At 64.0% G+C, this 18,030-nt stretch carries 16 protein-coding genes; 5 read left to right on the top strand and 11 right to left on the bottom strand.

Annotated elements, in window-relative coordinates; genetic code table 11:
* Positions 1–246 precede the first annotated feature (246 nt).
* Positions 247–1,116, top strand: a complete 870-nt coding sequence (locus HG718_RS10770; RefSeq protein ID WP_160588439.1) for a TauD/TfdA dioxygenase family protein — start codon at positions 247–249, stop codon at positions 1,114–1,116.
* Between the two features lie 110 nt (positions 1,117–1,226).
* Here the strand turns inward: HG718_RS10770 and HG718_RS10765 are convergent, their stop codons facing one another.
* Complete coding sequence (locus HG718_RS10765; RefSeq protein ID WP_160588438.1) at positions 1,227–2,579, bottom strand: hypothetical protein; 1,353 nt, start codon at positions 2,577–2,579, stop codon at positions 1,227–1,229.
* Positions 2,580–2,801: 222 nt separating this feature from the next.
* On the opposite strand from HG718_RS10765, the gene HG718_RS10760 reads away from it, so the two are divergent.
* The 3 genes from HG718_RS10760 to HG718_RS10750 are packed head-to-tail and all read left to right on the top strand — an operon-like array spanning position 2,802 to position 3,819.
* A complete protein-coding gene (locus tag HG718_RS10760; protein WP_160588437.1) occupies positions 2,802–3,173 on the top strand; it encodes a VOC family protein in 372 nt (123 codons plus the stop codon).
* 56 nt (positions 3,174–3,229) lie between these two features.
* On the top strand, positions 3,230–3,517 hold the full coding sequence (locus HG718_RS10755; protein ID WP_160588436.1) for a type II toxin-antitoxin system RelE/ParE family toxin: 288 nt from the start codon (positions 3,230–3,232) through the stop codon (positions 3,515–3,517).
* Positions 3,518–3,522: 5 nt separating this feature from the next.
* Positions 3,523–3,819, top strand: coding sequence for a HigA family addiction module antitoxin (locus tag HG718_RS10750; protein ID WP_160588435.1), 297 nt, complete (start codon positions 3,523–3,525; stop codon positions 3,817–3,819).
* Here the strand turns inward: HG718_RS10750 and recQ are convergent.
* Both recQ and HG718_RS10740 read right to left on the bottom strand, forming a co-directional pair.
* The gene (gene recQ / locus HG718_RS10745) at positions 3,816–5,684 is read right to left on the bottom strand and encodes a DNA helicase RecQ (RefSeq protein ID WP_244617761.1); all 1,869 of its coding nucleotides are present in this window, start codon (positions 5,682–5,684) and stop codon (positions 3,816–3,818) included. The two genes, HG718_RS10750 and recQ, sit on opposite strands and share 4 nt — an antisense overlap.
* The gene (locus HG718_RS10740; RefSeq protein WP_160588434.1) at positions 5,677–9,123 is read right to left on the bottom strand and encodes a pyruvate carboxylase; all 3,447 of its coding nucleotides are present in this window, start codon (positions 9,121–9,123) and stop codon (positions 5,677–5,679) included. The genes recQ and HG718_RS10740 overlap by 8 nt, the downstream gene beginning before the upstream one ends.
* A 123-nt stretch (positions 9,124–9,246) precedes the next feature.
* On the opposite strand from HG718_RS10740, the gene HG718_RS10735 reads away from it, so the two are divergent.
* On the top strand, positions 9,247–9,390 hold the full coding sequence (locus HG718_RS10735) for a hypothetical protein (RefSeq protein ID WP_160588433.1): 144 nt from the start codon (positions 9,247–9,249) through the stop codon (positions 9,388–9,390).
* Between the two features lie 158 nt (positions 9,391–9,548).
* Here the strand turns inward: HG718_RS10735 and HG718_RS10730 are convergent, their stop codons facing one another.
* From HG718_RS10730 to HG718_RS10695, 8 genes are all read right to left on the bottom strand, one after another.
* On the bottom strand, positions 9,549–9,908 hold the full coding sequence (locus tag HG718_RS10730) for a hypothetical protein (protein ID WP_027839243.1): 360 nt from the start codon (positions 9,906–9,908) through the stop codon (positions 9,549–9,551).
* Between the two features lie 168 nt (positions 9,909–10,076).
* Positions 10,077–10,322, bottom strand: coding sequence for a hypothetical protein (locus HG718_RS10725; protein WP_027839242.1), 246 nt, complete (start codon positions 10,320–10,322; stop codon positions 10,077–10,079).
* 130 nt (positions 10,323–10,452) lie between these two features.
* The gene (locus HG718_RS10720) at positions 10,453–11,298 is read right to left on the bottom strand and encodes an ABC transporter permease (protein ID WP_160588432.1); all 846 of its coding nucleotides are present in this window, start codon (positions 11,296–11,298) and stop codon (positions 10,453–10,455) included.
* 3 nt (positions 11,299–11,301) lie between these two features.
* Positions 11,302–12,567, bottom strand: a complete 1,266-nt coding sequence (locus HG718_RS10715) for an ABC transporter permease (RefSeq protein ID WP_244617760.1) — start codon at positions 12,565–12,567, stop codon at positions 11,302–11,304.
* Positions 12,564–13,190: a class I SAM-dependent methyltransferase gene (locus HG718_RS10710; protein ID WP_160588431.1), complete on the bottom strand. Its 627-nt coding sequence runs from the start codon at positions 13,188–13,190 to the stop codon at positions 12,564–12,566. Before HG718_RS10710 ends, HG718_RS10715 begins: the two co-directional genes overlap by 4 nt.
* A gap of 36 nt (positions 13,191–13,226) precedes the next feature.
* Positions 13,227–14,327 (bottom strand): ABC transporter substrate-binding protein, encoded by a 1,101-nt coding sequence (locus HG718_RS10705; RefSeq protein WP_160588430.1) that lies wholly within the window; start codon positions 14,325–14,327, stop codon positions 13,227–13,229.
* A gap of 48 nt (positions 14,328–14,375) precedes the next feature.
* The gene (locus HG718_RS10700; RefSeq protein WP_244617759.1) at positions 14,376–15,560 is read right to left on the bottom strand and encodes an ABC transporter ATP-binding protein; all 1,185 of its coding nucleotides are present in this window, start codon (positions 15,558–15,560) and stop codon (positions 14,376–14,378) included.
* A gap of 111 nt (positions 15,561–15,671) precedes the next feature.
* Positions 15,672–17,705 carry an AsmA family protein gene (locus HG718_RS10695; RefSeq protein ID WP_160588429.1) on the bottom strand — a complete coding sequence of 678 codons (2,034 nt, stop codon included), beginning with the start codon at positions 17,703–17,705 and terminating at the stop codon, positions 15,672–15,674.
* Positions 17,706–18,030 lie beyond the last annotated feature (325 nt).

The raw sequence follows: 18,030 nt of genomic DNA, 5'->3' as shown, positions 1-18,030 counted from the left end.
CGGAAATTTTTTGCCCGGCCGGGCCCGCGCGCTGCGCCGCGAAAATCGCGCAATGCCCCTGCGTCATCTCCCCAAATCATCGGCTGCCGCTCAGGCGCCGCCGCTTCGGCGGGCCAATTCCAGCTGGCCAGGCGCGCCGTCCGGTGATTTAATGTGTGTCATCAATAAACACTATCCGCCATTCACACCCGACCGGTCGCGGTCAGAAACAAAAAGGCGGCAAGGGACGTCAGGGAGTATCGAGACATGAGCCAGCTGGACATCCGCCCGCTGGAGGGCGTCGGCGCTGAAATCACCGGCGTGGACATCGCCGCCGGCCTCAGCAACGCGCAGTTCGACGCCATTCACGAAGCCTTTTCCGAGCACGGCCTCATTTTCTTCCGTGATCAGAGCATTTCCGAGCAGGATCATATTGACCTCGCCCGCCGCTTCGGCGAGATCGACATCAACAAGTTCTTCGCAGCCCACCCGGACTATCCGGAGATCGCGCTGGTCGCCAAGGACGTGGACCAGAAGGACAATATCGGCGGCGGCTGGCACACGGATCATTCCTACGATGCCGAGCCCGCCATGGGCTCAATCCTCGTCGCACGCGAACTGCCCGACAGCGGCGGCGACACCATGTTCGCCTCCATGTACCGCGCCTATGACGGCCTCAGCGACGGCCTGAAGAAGACCCTCGAAGGTCTCAACGCCGTCCACTCAGCCGCCCACATCTTCGGCACCGGGCCCACGACCTATGCCACCGCCACCGATGCGGGCGACCATGAAAGCAAGGGCGACGGCCGCATCAACAATGCGGACGTGGCCGACATGATGGCCGATGTGATCCACCCCATGGTGGTCACCCATCCGCTCTCCGGCAAGAAGGCGCTTTACGTGAACCCCGCCTTCACCCTGCGCATCGAGGGCTGGACGCAGGAGGAAAGCCACCCCCTGCTGCAATATCTCTATGCCCAGTGCGCCCGGCCCGAATACACCCACCGCTTCCAGTGGAACCCCGGCTCCATCGCTTTCTGGGACAACCGGGCCACCTGGCACTGGGCGCTTAACGACTATCAGGGCCAGCGCCGCGTCATGCACCGCATCACCATCGAAGGCTGCGCGCTGGCATAACCCTCACCCAACCCATGTGACAGGTTTCAAAGCAAAGCCCCGGACCAGCAATCTGGTCCGGGGCTTCTTCATGTCAGCATGCACCCCGTAACGACGGGGCAGGGGGACGGCTACAGCCGCAGCTTCAGGCCGACAATGCCCACCTGGCTGTCTACGCCGGAATCCGACACATCCTGAATGCCGACGAAAGGCTGGAAGCCGCTGTTGAACACAACCTCGGCGCCGATATCCATGTACTTGTTGATGTGCATCTCCATGCCGATCACATGCTGGGTCAGCTCGTCGAACTCGGTATTGTCCGGCCCGATGATCGACTTGGAATAGACAGCGCTGAAATCGGTCGCGATGCCGAACAGGTCTGTCTTGTAGCGCCCCATGGCACTCACGGCCGACAGGTGCCGGGCACCGGGCAGCTCCGCGCCCGTATTGGTGTCATAGGAGGTGGCCGGCCACAGCTCTGTCGAGCGGGTGTATTCCACCGCCAGGTCATAGCTGTCGGTGGTGTATTCCGCAGCCACGTCCCACAGGCCCACATTGTCGGTCACCAGCACGCGCGGCGGGCGCGGCGCGTTGGGCGGGCCGAAACGGTTCAGCGCCTGCACCGTATGGGCGGTGAAGTTGCTGTTGTAGATCGTGTCATCCAGGTAGCTGGCGGAAACGCGCAGCGCGCGGTCCTCTTCAAAGGTGAAGGTCTTTTCCGCCTTCACCGCGAAATTGGTGCCGAGCCCGCCATCGCGCTTGTTGGTCATGCCCACGCGCAGCATCCGCTCGCCATTGGCCACGGTGCCCGACACGCGCCAGTCATCGCCCACATAGCCAAGCTCGATCACCGGCTCGTCGGCCAGCGTCCAGAAGAAATGCTGATTGATGGTGTGGGTGAACGGGTTGTAGCCGAACTGCTCACCGAAATCGACGGACTTGCGGCCGATCGCGGCATAGACGGGGAACTCGTCCAGATTGCCCACCACCACGAAGTATTCGCGCAGCTGCACGTCTTCCTGATCGCCGCGGAAATTCGTTTCCGAATATTCCGCCTGCGCATAGCCTGTCACCCAGTCACCCACCGAGATGAGCCCCGCCACGCCGGCGGAGTTGATCACCGCCTCGGTATTGGTGTTGCCCGAGCCATGCACATTGGGAAAGCGGCTGAGGATCGGGTACTTCCCCGCCGTGTCCGTGCGCTCGAACAGATAGGTGCCGTTGAAGAAGCCGCCAATGGTGATCGACAGCGGCTTGATCTCGCCGGACTGCTTGGCGCGCAGGATGAAGGGAACTTCGCCCACCACGTTTTCCTGCGGGTCCGTCAGGTGAGCCATCAGCTCGGTGTTGAAGGGAAGGCGGTCGCCCAGCAGCGTGATGCCGTCATCCGCATCCTGGTCTGCATCTGCTGCAAGGGAAGGTGCTGTGGCCAGCAGCGGTAAAGCCAATAGCGCAATACACGCGCCGGAGAAGGAACTCCGCATCGTTGATCCCCCGATGTCTTTTCATAATTTGAATACGGACTATCCGTTTGCTGAATAGCCCGAAGTCGCACACCCCGCGTGTGCCATGGGGATATGCCGGAAGTCCAGAATTTTAGTGCTAACAAGGTGTTAACGGGCGCCCGACCGCACGCCCGGCCCGCTTGCAACACCACCACGCCGGCGTCAGGCTCATCAGCGGACACACTAGTCGGAGCCCGCACCATGCAGCTTGGAAATTTCTCCGTCAGCCTCGCCGTGAAGGACTTGCAAAAGTCCCGCGCGTTTTACGAGGCCCTCGGCTTCACCGTCACCGGCGGTGATGAGGCCCACAACTTGCTCATCCTGCAGAACGAAACCGCGACCATCGGCCTGTTCCAGGGCATGTTCGAAAAGAACATCCTCACCTTCAACCCCGGCTGGGACCGCAACGGCACCGCCCTCGACACCTTCACCGACATCCGCGACATCCAAAAAGCGCTGAAGGCCAAAGGCCTCACCCTGACCGAAGACACCGACCCGTCAGCCCAAGGCCCCGCCCACATCACCCTCCTCGACCCGGACGGCAACCCGGTGCTGATCGATCAGCATGTGTGAGCGTTGCAATCCAGAGCGGTACGTGATACGTACATCATACCGACCGGGCAGATTTAATGGCGATCAGAAGCTTCAGCAGCCGCGAAACTGAAAAGCTCTATCTCGGCGAGCGAAGCCGGAAGTTTGGCGCCCTGTCACGCAAGGCAATGCTGCAGCTGAGGCGCATTGATGCCGCTCACGTGCTGGAAGACTTGCGAGTTCCTCCGGGCAATCACTTGGAGGCACTGAAGGGAGACCGCAGGGGCCAGCATTCGATCCGCATAGATCGGCAATGGCGCATCTGTTTCCGGTGGGACGCAGGCGACGCGTATGACGTCGAGATCGTCGACTATCACAAGGGATAGGACCAATGGCACGCACACCGATGCATCCTGGCGAAATGCTGAAGGAAGGTTTTCTGGATGAGCTTGGCCTGTCAGCCACATCCCTTGCCAGGCATATTGGTGTGCCCGCCAACCGGCTGACATCAATCATTGCCGGCAAGCGTGGCATCACCGGCGAAACGGCCATCCTGCTGGGCAAGGCTCTTGGCACCACCCCGGAATTCTGGCTCAACCTGCAAAAGACTTATGAGCTGGACGTGGCCGCCACCAGTGACGTGGCAAAGAAGGCCAGGTCCATCAGGCCCGTCGCGCCCGCCGCCTAGTGGCTCAGCACCACGTCCAAAAACACTGCCCCGTATTTCTCGAGCTTCCGGGCGCCCACGCCGCCGATCTCGGCCATCTGGTCGAGATTGGAGGGCCGCACCATGGCCATCTCGATCAGCGTCTTGTCCGGGAAGATGACATAGGCCGGCACGTTCTGCGCCTGGGCGAGGTCGGTGCGTTTTTCCTTCAGCGCGCGCAGCAGCTCCATGTCGCGTTCAGACAGCTCCACCTGCGGCTGTGCCTTGCGGCCGCCCCGTCCGGCACCGCCTGCACTGCCTGACCCGCGGGCGCGGCGGGCCTGTTTGGCAGGCGGATGCCGCAGCGCCACCTGCGCCTCGGCCTTCAGCACCGCCCAGCCGGCCTCCGTCACCAGCCACGAGCCATATTGCGCGTCCACCGAGGTCAATCCCAGCGCATAGAGCTGGCGGCAGAGATCCCGCCACTGATGCTTGTCGTAGTGCGCCCCCACGCCATAGGTCGGCAGCTGGTCGTGCCGCAGGGTGCGCACCCGCTCGGTGTCCTCGCCGCGCAGGATTGAGATGATGTGCTCAAGCCCGAACCGCTCCCCCGTCCGCACCATGGCCGACAGCGCCTTCTGCGCGTCCTCGGTGCCGTCAAAGGTCTCGACCGGTGATTTGCACAAATCGCAATTGCCGCAGGGCTCATGTTCCCGCTCGCCGAAAAAGGCCAGCAGCACCTGCCGCCGGCATCGTGGCGCCTCGGCCAGCGACAACAGCGCGTTGAGCCGCTGATGGTCCGCCCGCCGCCGCGCGTCCGGCGCGTCGCTGTCGTCGATCTGCAGCCGCCGCAGCTTGATGTCATCAACGCCATAAAGCGTCAGCGTGTCCGCCGGCAGCCCGTCGCGCCCGGCGCGGCCCACTTCCTGGTAATAGGCTTCCATGCTCTTGGGCAGATCCGCATGCACCACAAACCGCACATCCGGCTTGTCGATGCCCATGCCGAACGCCACCGTCGCGCAGATGACAATGCCGTCCTCTCGGGTGAAGCGGTCCTGCCGCACCTGCCGCGTCTCCGCGTCCAGCCCCGCGTGATAGGCCAGCGCTTCAATGCCCTTCTTCTGCAGATGCTCGGCGAACTGTTCGGTCTTGGCGCGCGATGAGCAATAGACGATCCCCGCCTCGCCCTCGTGCCGCAGCACGAAATCCGTCACCTGCGTCTTCGCCTGCGCCTTGGGCTCAAACGCCAGAAACAGGTTCGGCCGGTCAAACCCGCCGAGAAACACCTGCGGGGCGTCCGAAAACAGCTTGGACGCAATCTCCCCGCGCGTCTCTTCGTCTGCCGTCGCCGTAAACGCCGTGATCTGCACCTCGGCACCCTCCGCCCGCAGCGCGTCACGCAGCTCGCCGATGCGGAGATAATCCGGCCGGAAATCATGCCCCCACTGGCTAACGCAATGGGCCTCGTCGATCGCCAGCATGGAAATGCCGGCCCGCCGCAGCAGCCCCCCGGCGACCGACAGCCGCTCCGGCGCCATGAACAGGAGCTTCAAAGTGCCCGCGTCGATCATCTGATAGATCGCTTCGGCCTCATGCGGGTCGGTGTTGGAGGTCAGCGCCCCCGCCGCCACGCCATTGGCCTGCAAGGCTGCCACCTGGTCCCGCATCAGGGCGATAAGCGGGGAGACCACCACCGTCAGCCCCGGCCGCATCAGCGCGGGCAGCTGGTAGCACAGGGACTTGCCCGCGCCCGTCGGCATGATTGCCAGCACGTCGCGGCCTTCCACGATCGCCGCCACGATCTCTTCCTGCCCCGGCCGGAAACGGTCGAACCCCCAGACCTGCTTCAGAAGAGTGTGTGCGTCATCCATCAGGTCGGGCTGTGGGGCAAGAAGGGCGTCAGGCATCCGCGAAGGTCAATATCAGGTCTTTGGCGTCAATGGTGATGCCCGGCTCCACCAGAACCTCCGCAACCACCCCGTCCCGCTCGGCGGTAACGGATGTCTGCATCTTCATGGCTTCAAGCGCAACGAGCGTATCCCCAGCTTTAACTGAGTCGCCCGGTTTTACCGAAATCTGCACCACAAGTCCCGGCATGGGTGCGCCCACATGGGTGGGATTGCCCGATTCCGCCTTGCGCCGTTCCGGTGCCGGCGCCGCCAGATGGGTGTCCAGCACCTTCACCTGCCGCGGCTGGCCGTTGAGTTCGAAGAACACCCGGCGATAGCCCTCCTGGTCGGCCTCCGACACGCCCAGGCAGCGGATCACCAGCGTCTTGCCCTTGTCGATATGAACGGAGATTTCCTCGCCCACCTGCATGCCGGTGAAGAACACCGGCGTCGGCAGCACTTCCACCTCGCCATGATCGGTCTCATGCCTGGCAAAATCGGTGAACACCTTCGGATACATGAGATAGGACGCAAGGTCCTCGTCACTGATCTCCCTTCCCGCAGCCTCCGCCGCCGTGGCGCGGGTCGCTTCAAGATCCGCCGGCGGCAGATGCGCCCCGGGCCGGCCCGTCATCGGCGCCTTGCCCTTCAGCACCTTCTGCGTGATGTCATCGGGAAAGCCGCCCGGCGGCGTGCCCAGCTCGCCGTTCAACAGCTGCACCACGCTTTCGGGAAAGGCGATTTCCTTGTCCGGGTCCAGCACATCTTCCACGGTGAGGCCCGACGACATCATGTAGAGCGCAAGGTCACCCACCACCTTGGAGGAGGGGGTCACCTTCACGATATTGCCCAGCAGCTTGTTGACGGCGGCATAGGCTGTTGCCACTTCCGGCCAGCGATGATCCAGCCCCATGGCCTTCGCCTGCTGGCGAAGATTCGTGTACTGACCACCGGGGATTTCGTGGCGATAAACGTCGGACGTACCCGCGCGGATGTCGCTTTCATAGGGCGCATAATGCTTGCGCACCTGCTCCCAATAGGTGGTGACGGCAATGATCGCGTCCGGGTCCAGCCCCGTATCCCGCTCCTGGTTGCGCAAGGCCGCGGCGATGGAGCCAAGATTGGGCTGCGACGTGACGCCTGACATGGAATCGATTGCCGCATCCACCGCGTCCACGCCCGCCTCAGCCGCCGCCAGCACGCTCGCAGCCGCGGCCCCCGACGTGTCATGGGTGTGGAAGTGGATCGGCAGATCGGTCTCGTTCCGCAGCGCCGTCACCAGCTCACGCGCAGCCGCCGGCTTGCACAGCCCGGCCATGTCCTTGATGCCGATAATATGCGCCCCCGCCGCCTCGAACTGCTTCGCCAACCCCAGGTAATAGTCGAGCGTGTACTTGTCTTCAGCGGGATTGGTCAGATCGCCCGAATAGCAGATCGCCGCCTCGCACAGCTTGCCCGTCTTTGCCACTTCCTCGATGGCCGGCATCATGTTCTCAGCCACGTTCAGGCAGTCGAACACGCGGAACAGGTCAATGCCCGCTTCCGCTGCGCGGTCGATGAAATAGGTGACCACATTGTCGGGATAATTCGTGTAGCCCACCGCATTGGCCGAGCGCAGCAGCATCTGCGTCAGCACATTCGGCATCGCCTGCCGCAGCTGGTGCAGGCGCGACCACGGGTCCTCGTGCAAAAAGCGCATGGCCACATCGAAAGTGGCCCCGCCCCAGCATTCCACCGACAATAGCTCCGGCATTTCGCGCGCCATGTAGGGCGCAATGGCCACAAGGTCATGGGTGCGCATGCGTGTCGCCAGCAGCGACTGGTGCGCGTCCCGCATGGTGGTGTCGGTCACCAGCAGCCGTGTCTGCGCGCGCATCCACTGGGCGAATTTCTCCGGCCCCATCTCATCCAGCGCCTGCTTGGTGCCCTGGGGCGGCGTCGCCACATCGCTCAGCGGCGGATGCACGAAGGCGCGCGACACCGTATGGGCAGCGTCCTTGGTCTCCGGATTGCCGTTCACCGTCACATTGCCGATGAAGCTCAGCAGCCGCGTCGCCCGGTCCTTGCGCGGGGTAAAGGCAAACAGCTCCGGCGTCTCGTCGATGAAGCGGGTGGAGTAATCAAGCGCCCGGAACTTCGGATGGTCGATCAGGTTTTCCAGGAACACGATATTGGTCTGCACCCCGCGAATGCGGAATTCCCCCAGCGCCCGGCGCATGCGGGTGATGCATTCCTCCTGCGTCGGCGCCCAGGCCGTCACCTTCTCAAGCAGGCTGTCGTAATAGCGGGTGATGAGCGCGCCCGAATAGGCCGTGCCCCCATCAAGCCGGATGCCGAAGCCATTGGCACCGCGATAGATCTGGATGCGCCCGTGGTCGGGGATGAAATTCTGCTCCGGGTCCTCGGTGGTGATGCGGCACTGCATGGCATGCCCGTGCAGCCGCACCTCGCCTTGCGCGGGGATCAGCCCGTCGCCGATCCGCGCGCCTTCGGCAATCGCCAGCTGCGCCTTCACCACATCAACGCCGGTGACTTCTTCTGTCACCGTGTGTTCCACCTGGATGCGCGGGTTCACCTCGATGAAGTAAAACGCCCCCGTATCCATATCCATCAGGAACTCGGCCGTGCCTGCGTTCTGATAGTCAGCCGCCCGCGCCAGCCGCAGCGCCGCCTCGCACACCTCCATGCGCTGGGCTTCGTCGAGATAGGGGGCAGGGGCCCGCTCCACCACTTTCTGGTTGCGCCGCTGCACCGAGCAGTCGCGCTCGAACAGGTGGATGACATTGCCGTGGCTGTCGCCCAAGAGCTGCACTTCCACGTGCCGCGCCCGCTCCACCAGCTTTTCGAGATAGACCTCGTCATTGCCGAAGGCGGCCTTCGCCTCGCTGCGCCCGGCCTGCACCTGCGACACCAGCTCGCTCGCTTCCATGATTCGGCGCATGCCGCGCCCGCCGCCGCCCCAGCTGGCCTTCAGCATCATCGGATAGCCGATTTCATCGGCGATCTTCCTGACCGCCTCCATGTCCTCGGGCAGGGGGCCTGATGCAGGCACCACCGGCACGCCCGCGTGTTCCGCCAGGTTGCGGGCCGAGACCTTGTTTCCCAGCCGCGTCATCACTTCCGCCGGCGGACCGACAAAGATCAGCCCGGCCTTCTCGCAAGCCTCTACAAAGTCCGGCCGCTCGGACAGAAAGCCATAGCCTGGATGCACGGCATCAGCGCCCGCCTCGCGGGCCACGCGGATCATTTCGTCAATGGACAGATAGGCCTCCACCGGCCCGCGCCCTTCGCCGATCAGATAGCTTTCATCCGCCTTGAAGCGGTGCAGCGCCAGCCGGTCCTGTTCAGAATAGACGGCCACGGTCTCGATGCCGCGCTCGGCGGCCGCGCGCATGACGCGGATCGCGATTTCGCTGCGATTGGCGACAAGCAGTTTCTTGATCTTCCGTGCAGGCATGGCGATGGTGCCTCGCTCTTGATCCGGTGGTGGGCGGGTTTTCAGGCTAGGATGACAACGCCGCCCCCGGCGGAGCAAGCATGCCCTAACGTCAGCCCGCAAAGTTGCAGGAAAGGAACCCAAATGGGCTCAATCCTTATCAATCTGATCCTTTTGCTCGGCGCTGCCGTACTTTATGGACTCGGCGAATTCTGGGTCCCGATCATCGTGGCAGCCGTCGCCGGCCCCATGCTCGGCATGGCCATCGCCAAGCATTTCGGCCCGTGAGTCTAAGGCCGATTTCGGTCAGCCGGGGGTGACGTAGCGTTCCCCTGCGGCACCCTTGTTCGTCACTCTTGCGTGGCGCGAGCGCTGCCTGAACGCAAAAACGGCGGCATCCGCATCCCGCGCATGCCGCCGTTCAGTGTCAGCTGTCAGGCAGTGGCTCAGAAAGCCTTGCCTTCGGACACGGCCCAGGTGGTCACGCCACCTTCGCCTTCCACTTCACCGGATGCACCCGGTGCCGGCGGCGTGTCGGAAACGGTCACGCAGGCCTGCTCCTCACCCGGGAAGGTGGTGCAGATGTCCTGGCCGTTCACCGACCAGCTGCCGGTGGCTGTGGAGCCGTCCGGCGCCTGGCGCTCGACTGTCGAGGCATCCGGGTAATACAGAGTGACGGTGGCGCCGTCCGGGCCCGTCAGGGTGACGGAGTTGCCCACCAGGCCGGCACCAACATTGGCAAGCGCTGCCAAAGCACCCGCGCCGGTAAGCAGAACAGCCAGCGCTGCACTTTTCACAAGTCGCATAAAATTCCTCCCTAGATAGCGTGGTGTTGCCCACGCGGCGAAAACGTTAACCACGTTTCACGGCCGATGCCAGCATTTTGAAGAGGCCCTGTGAGGCGGGAAAAATACGCGCGAAACGGGCAGGAAGCTGCCCCTTAACCGCAGATATCGGTGCGGTCCGGCATACCCTCAGCCACGCGGCGGGCGCATCATGAAAACGATGAGCCACAGCGGCACGATCACCACGATGCCGAGCATGAGATTGGGCAGGGCAAGCTCCCAGCCGCGGGCAATCAGATCGCCGATTTCCTCCGGCGTGGCGCCGATCTTTGCCAGCACCTCATGCGCGCTGGTGCCCATCAGGTGCAGGATCACGGCAATGGCCGCTGAGACGGCCGCCAGCCGCCACAACACGGATACGAGATCGAAAAGCATCCTGCTGCTCCCGTAGGGTCCCCCGGTACCGCCGCCCCTTCGTCCCCCGGGGCGGCTTGCCATTCTGGTCCCTAACCTACACGGCTTTGGCCGCCAATGGCGAGACGCGCATTATACGTCCGCGCCCGGATCAGCGCCCCTGCCGCAGCCGTTCCCCGCGCCGCCGCAGCATTTCAACGGCGGTCAGCAGCGCGATGGACACCAGCACCAGCGCCGTCGCCACGGCCAGGATGGTGGGGGAAATCTGCTCGCGGATGCCCGCCCACATCTGCCGGGGAATGGTCCGCTCCTCGAACCCTGCCATGAACAGCACCACCACCACTTCGTCAAACGAGGTAACGAAGGCAAACAGCCCGCCCGACACGATGCCCGGCAGGATGATTGGCATGGTGACTTTGAAGAACGCCACATGCGGCGGCGCCCCCAGCGACAGCGCCGCCCGCGTCAGCGTCTGGTCATAGCCCGACAGCGTGGCCGTCACGGTGATCACGACGAAGGGGATGCCCAGCGCCGTATGCGCCAGGATGATGCCCAGATGCGTCTGCGCCAGCCCGGCCCAGGAATAGAAGAAATACATCCCCGTCGCGGTGATGATGATCGGCACGATCATCGGCGAGATCAGCAGCGCCATGATTGCCCGCCGGTAGGGCATGGCCGGGCTGGTCAGGCCAAGTGCTGCAAGCGTCCCCAATGTCGTCGCCAGCAACGTCGCCGCGATGCCGATGGTGAAGGAATTGCGGATCGAGTGCAGCCACTGGTCATTGGCCACGATGTCCTCATACCAGCGCAGCGAGAACGCCTCCGCTTCAAGCGCCAGCATGCCCGGCGTAAAGGTGAAATAGGGTTCCGCGTTGAACGACAGCGGCACGATCACCAGAAGCGGCGCGATCAGGAAAAAGAAGATCAGCCCGCAGAGAATGCGGAAGCCGTAATGCCAGGCCTTTTCAGCGGGTGTTGCGTAAAGCGGCAGCGCCATAAGTCAGCCGAGCCTCATATTGTCGACGCCCACCAGCCGGTCATAGAGCCAGTAGAGCAGCAGCACGGCCGCCAGCAGCACGGCACCCAGCGCTGCCGCGAGGCCCCAGTTCAGGCTCTCCTGCATGTGGAAGGCGATGAAGTTTGAAATCAGCTGCCCGGTGCGCCCGCCCACCAGCGCCGGGGTGATGTAATACCCGACCGCGAGAATGAACACGAAGACAGCGCCCGCGCCGATGCCCGGCGTCGTCAGCGGCAGATAGACCCGCGTAAACGCCCGCGCAGGCGTCGCCCCCAGCGAGATCGCCGCCCGCGTGAGCGACGGCGGAATGCCCTGCATCACGGCGTAAAGCGGCAGCACGGTGAACGGCAGCAATATGTGGGTCATGGCGATGATGGTGCCGATCTGGTTGTAGATCAGCTGCACCCGCCCATCATCCGACACGATCCCCAGCCAGACGAACACGTCGTTCAGCACACCCTCGGTCTGCAGGATGGCGATCCACGCGGTCGTCCGCACAAGGAGCGATGTCCAGAACGGCAGCAGCACCAGGATCATCAGCAGATTGGCCCGCGCCGGGGGCAGATGCGCCATCAGATAGGCAATGGGAAAGCCCAGCAGCAGGCACAGCACCGTCACAAGGGCCGACACCAACAGGGTGCGCCAGAACAGCCGCACATAAAGACGCTGGTCTTCCGGTGCCAGCACGATGCTGCCATCCGCATCAAACTGCCGGTCCAACGCTGCGAGATAGAACGTCGCCGTCACCGGCGACGACACCCGCTTGATCGCCGCCCAGATGGTCCGGTCCGCCCAGCGGTCATCGAGCGCCGGCAGGCTCACGGAATAGGGCGCCTCGAGACGGTCCGCCCGCCGTGCCGAGCGTGTCAGCAGTGAGCGCGTGCCGGGCACATCATAATTGAGCCGCGTTGCCGCCTGGCCGATGGTCCGGTCAGCACGCGCCTGGCGCATGTCCGCCACCAGCGCCGCATAGATCGTTTCATCCGGCAGGCCGGTCCCGTCCCATTCGCCGATCACCTGCGCCGTTTCCACGAAGATGTCGCCGAACACCGGCGAGTGCACGCTGCGCGTCAGCATGGAGAAGATCGGCACCACGAAGGTGACAAGCAGGAAGATCAGCAGCGGCGCCACCAGCCCCAGCGCCTTCCAGCGCGCGACCCGGTTGGCGCGCTGCAACTGCCGTTTCAGCACATCCGTATCCGGCGCGTCAGGCGCAGGATGCATCTCTCCGGTCGTGCCTGCCGTCATGTGTCCAGCCGTTTGGCAACCACGAAGCGCGACGGCGGCGAAGCGGGAAAGCACCCCTCGTCCAGTATCTTAAATCCCGCGTCCCGGATATGGCCGTCCAGCTGCTCGATGGTCAGAAAGCTCACATGCGGTGCCTTGCCGATGAGCTGCAGCGCGCTGATGAGGGGCTTGAACAGCCACGCCTTGCTGCCGAGGCAGACGGACTTGGAAATGAACAGGCCGCCCGGCTTCAGCAGGGTACGGATCTGTTCAATGGCGCCGGGCACGTCGTTCACCAGGTGCAGGAAGTTGAACGCCAGCACCGCGTCATAACGCTCACCGGCAGCCACATGGTCACCGATCACCGCCTGGCGGAAGCTCACATTGCCGGGGGCCCCAGGGGCCGTCAGCTTGTCCGTGGCAATTTTGATCATGCCGTCGGAGAAATCACTGGCCGTCAGGCTTTTTACGTTTGGTGCCAGCAGTAGCGCCGTGGAGCCCGTGCCGCAGCCCACTTCCAACACCTCGTCCCCCTGGCCGAGATGCGCTTTCGTCCGCTCCATGGTGGTGCGGTAGGACTCCATGTCCTTGATCGGGCTCAGCGCATATTTCGGCGCGGTCTTGTCCCAGAAGCGGCTGCTCATCCCGCTTGATCCCCCTTGGCGATTGAGATGCGCGGCCTAGTCGACGAGCCAGGCGTTGAACTGCTGCTCGAGCTCGACACTGAAATCCGCCCAGAACAGCGGATCGGTTTTCAGCGCTGTGGTCAGATTGGCTTCTGCGTTCGGTACGTTCGGCAGCATTTCCACGCCATAGTCGGGATGGGTGCCGATCAGCGGCAGGGCGGAGGCCCGCGTCGGGCCGTAGGCGATCAGCGACAGCTGGTTGGCCATTGCCTCCGTACCCGTGGCAAAGCGGATGAACTCCATTGCCTGCGCCTTCTTCGGCGTGCCCGCCGGAATGACCCACAGGTCAATGTCCCACACCTGGCCGTCCCACACGATCTCGAAGGGCTGCCCCTCACCATGCACCGCATTGAAGATGCGGCCGTTGAAGGCCGTTGTCATCACCACCTCGCCGTCGGCTAGAAGCTGCGGCGGCTGCGCGCCCGCATCCCACCACACGACACTGTCCTTGATGGTGTCGAGCTTGGCGAAAGCGCGGTCGCGGCCTTCCTTGGTTTCCAGCAGCGGATAGACATCCTCCGGCGCGACGCCGTCAGCCATCAGCGCCATTTCAAGGTTGCTGCGCGCCGTCTTGCGCATGCCGCGCTTGCCCGGAAAGGCGTCCAGATCGAAGAAGTCAGCAATGGTCGTGGGCGCGTTGCCGTCGAAGGCGGTGCTGTTGTAGGCCGTCACCGTCGCCCAGATGACATTCGCCACCGCGCAGTCATAAAGCGTGCCGTCGAGGAAATCCTCTTCCGCCGGGGTGCCGTCCGGGGCAGGGGAGAGCGCCGCCGCGTCGATCAGCTCCAGCGCGCCCTCATCGCACAGGCGGATGGCGTCGGGCAGCTCCACATCCACCACGTCCCACGTCACATTGCCGCTCAGCGTCTGCGCCTTCACCGGCGCGACATTGCCGTCATAATCCGTGGACTGAATGACAATGCCCGTCTTCTCGGTGAAAGGTTTGTGGAAGGCCTCCACCTGGCTGGCCGTATAGGCCCCGCCCCATGACACCACGGTGATCGCGTCTTCGGCCTGAGCGGCACCCGCTGAAAGGCCAAGAGCAAGGCCAAGCGAGAGGGATGCGGCGGCCGCCAGTCGGTGAATGCGTGTCATCTGTCGATCCCTTTCTGGTCAAACAGCAGGGGCAGGAGCGGGGTTGGCTCACGCAGCGCTGCGCGCTGAGCCCGTCCCGTTCAGCCCCGGTTCCATGTCCATATAGTCGAGCGCATGCGCGTCCTCGGCCTTCCAGCCCACGCGCACCCTGTCGCCGCGGGCCAGCAGCCCGCGCGGTGCCGTGTTCGGCACCTTGACGATGAAGTCATCGCAGCCCGCCAGCGCCAGCCGCACCTGCCGGTGGTCACCGAAATAGATCAGTTCCCGGACAGTGCCTTCAAACACATTGTCGAGCCGGCCCGTATCCGCGTCATCCGCATCATCCAGCAGATGCACCCGCTCCGGCCGGATCGAGAGCAGCGTGCGCTCGCCCTCCGCGGCTGCCGCCACCGGCAGCGCCGTCACCAGATCGTTGCCGCCGCTGTCCAGCGCCACGGTCACCCGGCCATCGGCCACTGTCTTGATCCGCCCGGCAAGCCGGTTGCTGTCGCCGATGAACGACGCCACGAAACTGTTCTGCGGCCGCTCATAAAGCTCGGTCGGCGGCGCCACCTGCTGGATCACCCCGTCATTGAACACGGCAATCCGGTCCGACATGGTCAGCGCCTCGCCCTGGTCATGGGTCACATAGACGATGGTGATGCCAAGCGTTTCATGCAGATGCTTGATCTCCACCTGCATCTGCTCGCGCAGCAGCCTGTCGAGCGCGCCCAGTGGCTCATCCATCAGAACAAGCTTGGGCTCGAACACCAGCGCCCGCGCCACGGCCACGCGCTGTTGCTGCCCGCCGGAGAGCTGCGCCGGCCGCCGCCCGCCGAATTCGTCGAGTTCCACCATGGCAAGCGCGTCCGCCACCTTGCGGTCGATCTCACCCTTGTCCATGCCCCGCACCCTGAGCGGGAAGGCAAGGTTCTCGGCCACCGTCATATGGGGAAACAGCGCGTAGTTCTGGAACACCATGCCGATGTCGCGCTTGTGCGGCGGCAGGGCGGTGATGGGATCGCCATCCAGCAGAATGTCGCCGGCGGTCGGCTGCTCGAACCCCGCCAGCATCATCAGGCAGGTTGTCTTGCCCGAGCCTGATGGGCCCAGCAGCGTCAGGAATTCCCCGCGCGCGATATCAAGGTCCAGACCCTTCACCACCAGCGTGTCGCCGTCATAGGTCTTCTGCACCCCGCGAAAGCTTACAAGCGGGGAAGCATCGGGTCCGTCAGCGGGCATGTCGGATGGCATGGGGCTCCTTTGCGGGCAGGCAGTCTGGTCCTCGAAATCGCGTGGACCCTAGGCGGATCGGCGGCGCGATGCAAACCGCGCCGCCGTGTCCATCATCAAACAGGGGCAGCATCAGCGCCCGAACAGGCCCTTCAGCAGTTCTTCCGGCTTCGGAGCACTTTTCTTTTCTTCCCCGCCGGACGACCCGCCGGAGGAGTTGTCATTTGCTGCGCCGCCCTCCTCGCCCAGGAGGCCGCGGATGATGTCCTTGGGCTGCAGCTTCTTGATGTTGTCGAGGTTCTGCAGCGTCTCTGCCGGGTTGGAAATCACCGATGCCAGGTCCGGCGCGAATTTCGGGTTCGACCACGTGCCGGTCACCAGCACCGGGATGTTAAGCCCGGCCTTGTCCGATGCCCCGCCCTGGCCTTCGAGGGAGGCCACCAGCTTCGGCTGCAGGCGGTAATTGATCGTCTGGTTGGGAATGCTCGTCGTGCCCGCACCCGTCAGCCGGATGAGCGGCCCGAGCATCTGCAGGTTCTGGTTCGACAGCACGCCATTGGTGATGGTGAAGGAGCCATTGAGCTCACTGAAATCCGTGTCCTGCGTGGTGGCGTTGTTCCAGCCGGAAATCGGGTTGGTCAGCGCCGTGCGAATGATCTGCGCCAGGTTGATGCCCTTGATGGCACCATTGCGGAAATCGATGTTCCCGGTGCCGTTCAGCGCCTGCATCATCTGCGCCTGTGACGCGCCCTGCGTGGTAACGGCAATGTTGAACAGGCCCGTGCCCTTCAGCCGCTTGAAGCCCGCAGCCGCATTGAGGAAGGGCTCGATCGCCAGGCCGGACAGGTTGAAGTCCGCGGCCAGCGACGGGGTCGCCTGGCTGCCATTGATCGTCAGCTTGCCGGTGCCCGCACCGCCGTAAAGCGCCATCTTGGTGAGATTGGCAACCATGCGGCCATTGGTGATGTCGAGACCCAGCGCGCTTTCGCCGATCACGATATTGCCGAAGATGATTTCGCCGGCCGACAGGGCGAGGTCCGTATCAATGGCCTTGAGCCCGGAAAAGTCGATCCGGTCCGTGCTCCAGCCCGTGTCGCCCTGGCCGCCATAGACATTGGTGTCGATCTGATCGACCGCCAGCGAGCCCGACAGCTTGGGCCGCGCGCCTGCTGTCTGCACCACAAGGTCACCGGACGCATTCATGCCGTCCAGCGACATGGTGGCATTGGAGAAGGTGTAGCGGCTGCCCGCGCTGGCAAGCTGCCCCTTGATGGCCAGCGGGCCGAAACCGCCGCCTTCGGCCATCGGATTGCCGGTCCACGCCGCCAGCCGCCGCACCGACGGCACGTCCAGCGTCACCGCCCCGTTCGAGGCCAGTGCCCCGTCCAGCGTCACGTCGCCATTATAGGTGAGGTTGATCGGTGCCGAGCCGACAGAGATCTCCGCCCCCGTCGTGCCGCCTTCAAGCGCCACCCGCGGCCGCGCCAGGACAGCGTCCATGGTCACCCGTTCACCATTCCAGGTCAGCGCGCCATCCATGCCCAGCGGGTCATCGAGGCTCGGCAGCGACACCGCCACATCCACATCCTCGAACACATAGGAATCGCCGGTCTGCGCATTGTTGTAGCTGATACGCCCGTCCTCGATGCGCATGTCGGCAACCGCCACCTGGGTCGGCGTCACACCGCCACCCGAGCCACTGCCCGAACCGCCGCCCGCCGTTTCGTCCGCCGGCCCGTCTTCCTGCGCCGGAGCCGAAGCGGGTTCGGTGCCCTCCGGCAGGTCGAACTGCCAGTTGGGCGTGCCGTTGCGCGCCACTTCCAGGTTGATGACCGGCTCCTGCAGAACGAATTCCGCCACCCGCACCTCGCCGGAGAGCAGCGGCAGCAGCGCCAGCTCCGCGCGCAGCTGCTTCATCGCGGCCATATTGTCTGCCTTGCCGCCTGCGGCGTTGGCGAAGGTCACATCGCCCAGTTCCGCACCCAGCGCCGGCCAGGCCGTGATCTTCACGTCGCCCGCGATGGTCAGCTTGCGGCCCGTCGCCGTCTCCACGGCGTTTTCCACTTCGCGCTTCACCACGTCGGAGGAAATGAACATCGGCGCGAGCAGCACCGTGCCCACCACAAGGATTGCGAGGACAAGAATGAAAATCAGAAAGCCGCGCATCAAAATGTCTCCGGTGAAATCAGGTGAGGGCAGGACCAGCGTCCGGGCGAGCAAAGGTCCACCTGTTGCAACACTACCGCAGGATGCCCGGTTCCCGCCATCATGCACCCAAATGTGACTTCCACATTCGCGCCCCGCTGTGGCATTGTCATGACGTGCGTTGCCCGAAGCGGCCGCGTACATGGAATTGCGATCACCGCCAGCCGCCAGGGGCGCTTAAGTCCCGCCCGGCCGGCCTATCCGGGAAGATGGTCTCGATGAAATTCGATACCCCTCGCGTGATCGCGTTTTCTCAGTCTTGCGGCGCTAAACACCGCGTCTAACC

The sequence above is a fragment of the Pyruvatibacter mobilis genome (assembly GCF_012848855.1).
Taxonomy (GTDB): domain Bacteria; phylum Pseudomonadota; class Alphaproteobacteria; order CGMCC-115125; family CGMCC-115125; genus Pyruvatibacter; species Pyruvatibacter mobilis.
The sequence above is the reverse complement of the archived record's forward strand: the minus strand, read 5'-3'. Positions and strand labels throughout refer to the sequence as shown.

Bases quoted from the DNA above. Each gene is read 5' to 3' on its own strand.
- HG718_RS10720 (WP_160588432.1), bottom strand. From the start codon at position 11,298: ATGGCGCTGCCGCTTTACGCAACACCCGCTGAAAAGGCCTGGCATTAC.
- HG718_RS10725 (WP_027839242.1), bottom strand. From the start codon at position 10,322: ATGCTTTTCGATCTCGTATCCGTGTTGTGGCGGCTGGCGGCCGTCTCA.
- HG718_RS10730 (WP_027839243.1), bottom strand. From the start codon at position 9,908: ATGCGACTTGTGAAAAGTGCAGCGCTGGCTGTTCTGCTTACCGGCGCG.
- HG718_RS10765 (WP_160588438.1), bottom strand. From the start codon at position 2,579: ATGCGGAGTTCCTTCTCCGGCGCGTGTATTGCGCTATTGGCTTTACCG.
- HG718_RS10705 (WP_160588430.1), bottom strand. From the start codon at position 14,327: ATGACACGCATTCACCGACTGGCGGCCGCCGCATCCCTCTCGCTTGGC.
- HG718_RS10700 (WP_244617759.1), bottom strand. From the start codon at position 15,560: ATGCCATCCGACATGCCCGCTGACGGACCCGATGCTTCCCCGCTTGTA.
- HG718_RS10755 (WP_160588436.1), top strand. From the start codon at position 3,230: ATGGCGATCAGAAGCTTCAGCAGCCGCGAAACTGAAAAGCTCTATCTC.
- HG718_RS10740 (WP_160588434.1), bottom strand. From the start codon at position 9,123: ATGCCTGCACGGAAGATCAAGAAACTGCTTGTCGCCAATCGCAGCGAA.
- recQ (WP_244617761.1), bottom strand. From the start codon at position 5,684: ATGCCTGACGCCCTTCTTGCCCCACAGCCCGACCTGATGGATGACGCA.
- HG718_RS10760 (WP_160588437.1), top strand. From the start codon at position 2,802: ATGCAGCTTGGAAATTTCTCCGTCAGCCTCGCCGTGAAGGACTTGCAA.
- HG718_RS10735 (WP_160588433.1), top strand. From the start codon at position 9,247: ATGGGCTCAATCCTTATCAATCTGATCCTTTTGCTCGGCGCTGCCGTA.
- HG718_RS10750 (WP_160588435.1), top strand. From the start codon at position 3,523: ATGGCACGCACACCGATGCATCCTGGCGAAATGCTGAAGGAAGGTTTT.
- HG718_RS10710 (WP_160588431.1), bottom strand. From the start codon at position 13,190: ATGAGCAGCCGCTTCTGGGACAAGACCGCGCCGAAATATGCGCTGAGC.
- HG718_RS10770 (WP_160588439.1), top strand. From the start codon at position 247: ATGAGCCAGCTGGACATCCGCCCGCTGGAGGGCGTCGGCGCTGAAATC.
- HG718_RS10695 (WP_160588429.1), bottom strand. From the start codon at position 17,705: ATGCGCGGCTTTCTGATTTTCATTCTTGTCCTCGCAATCCTTGTGGTG.
- HG718_RS10715 (WP_244617760.1), bottom strand. From the start codon at position 12,567: ATGACGGCAGGCACGACCGGAGAGATGCATCCTGCGCCTGACGCGCCG.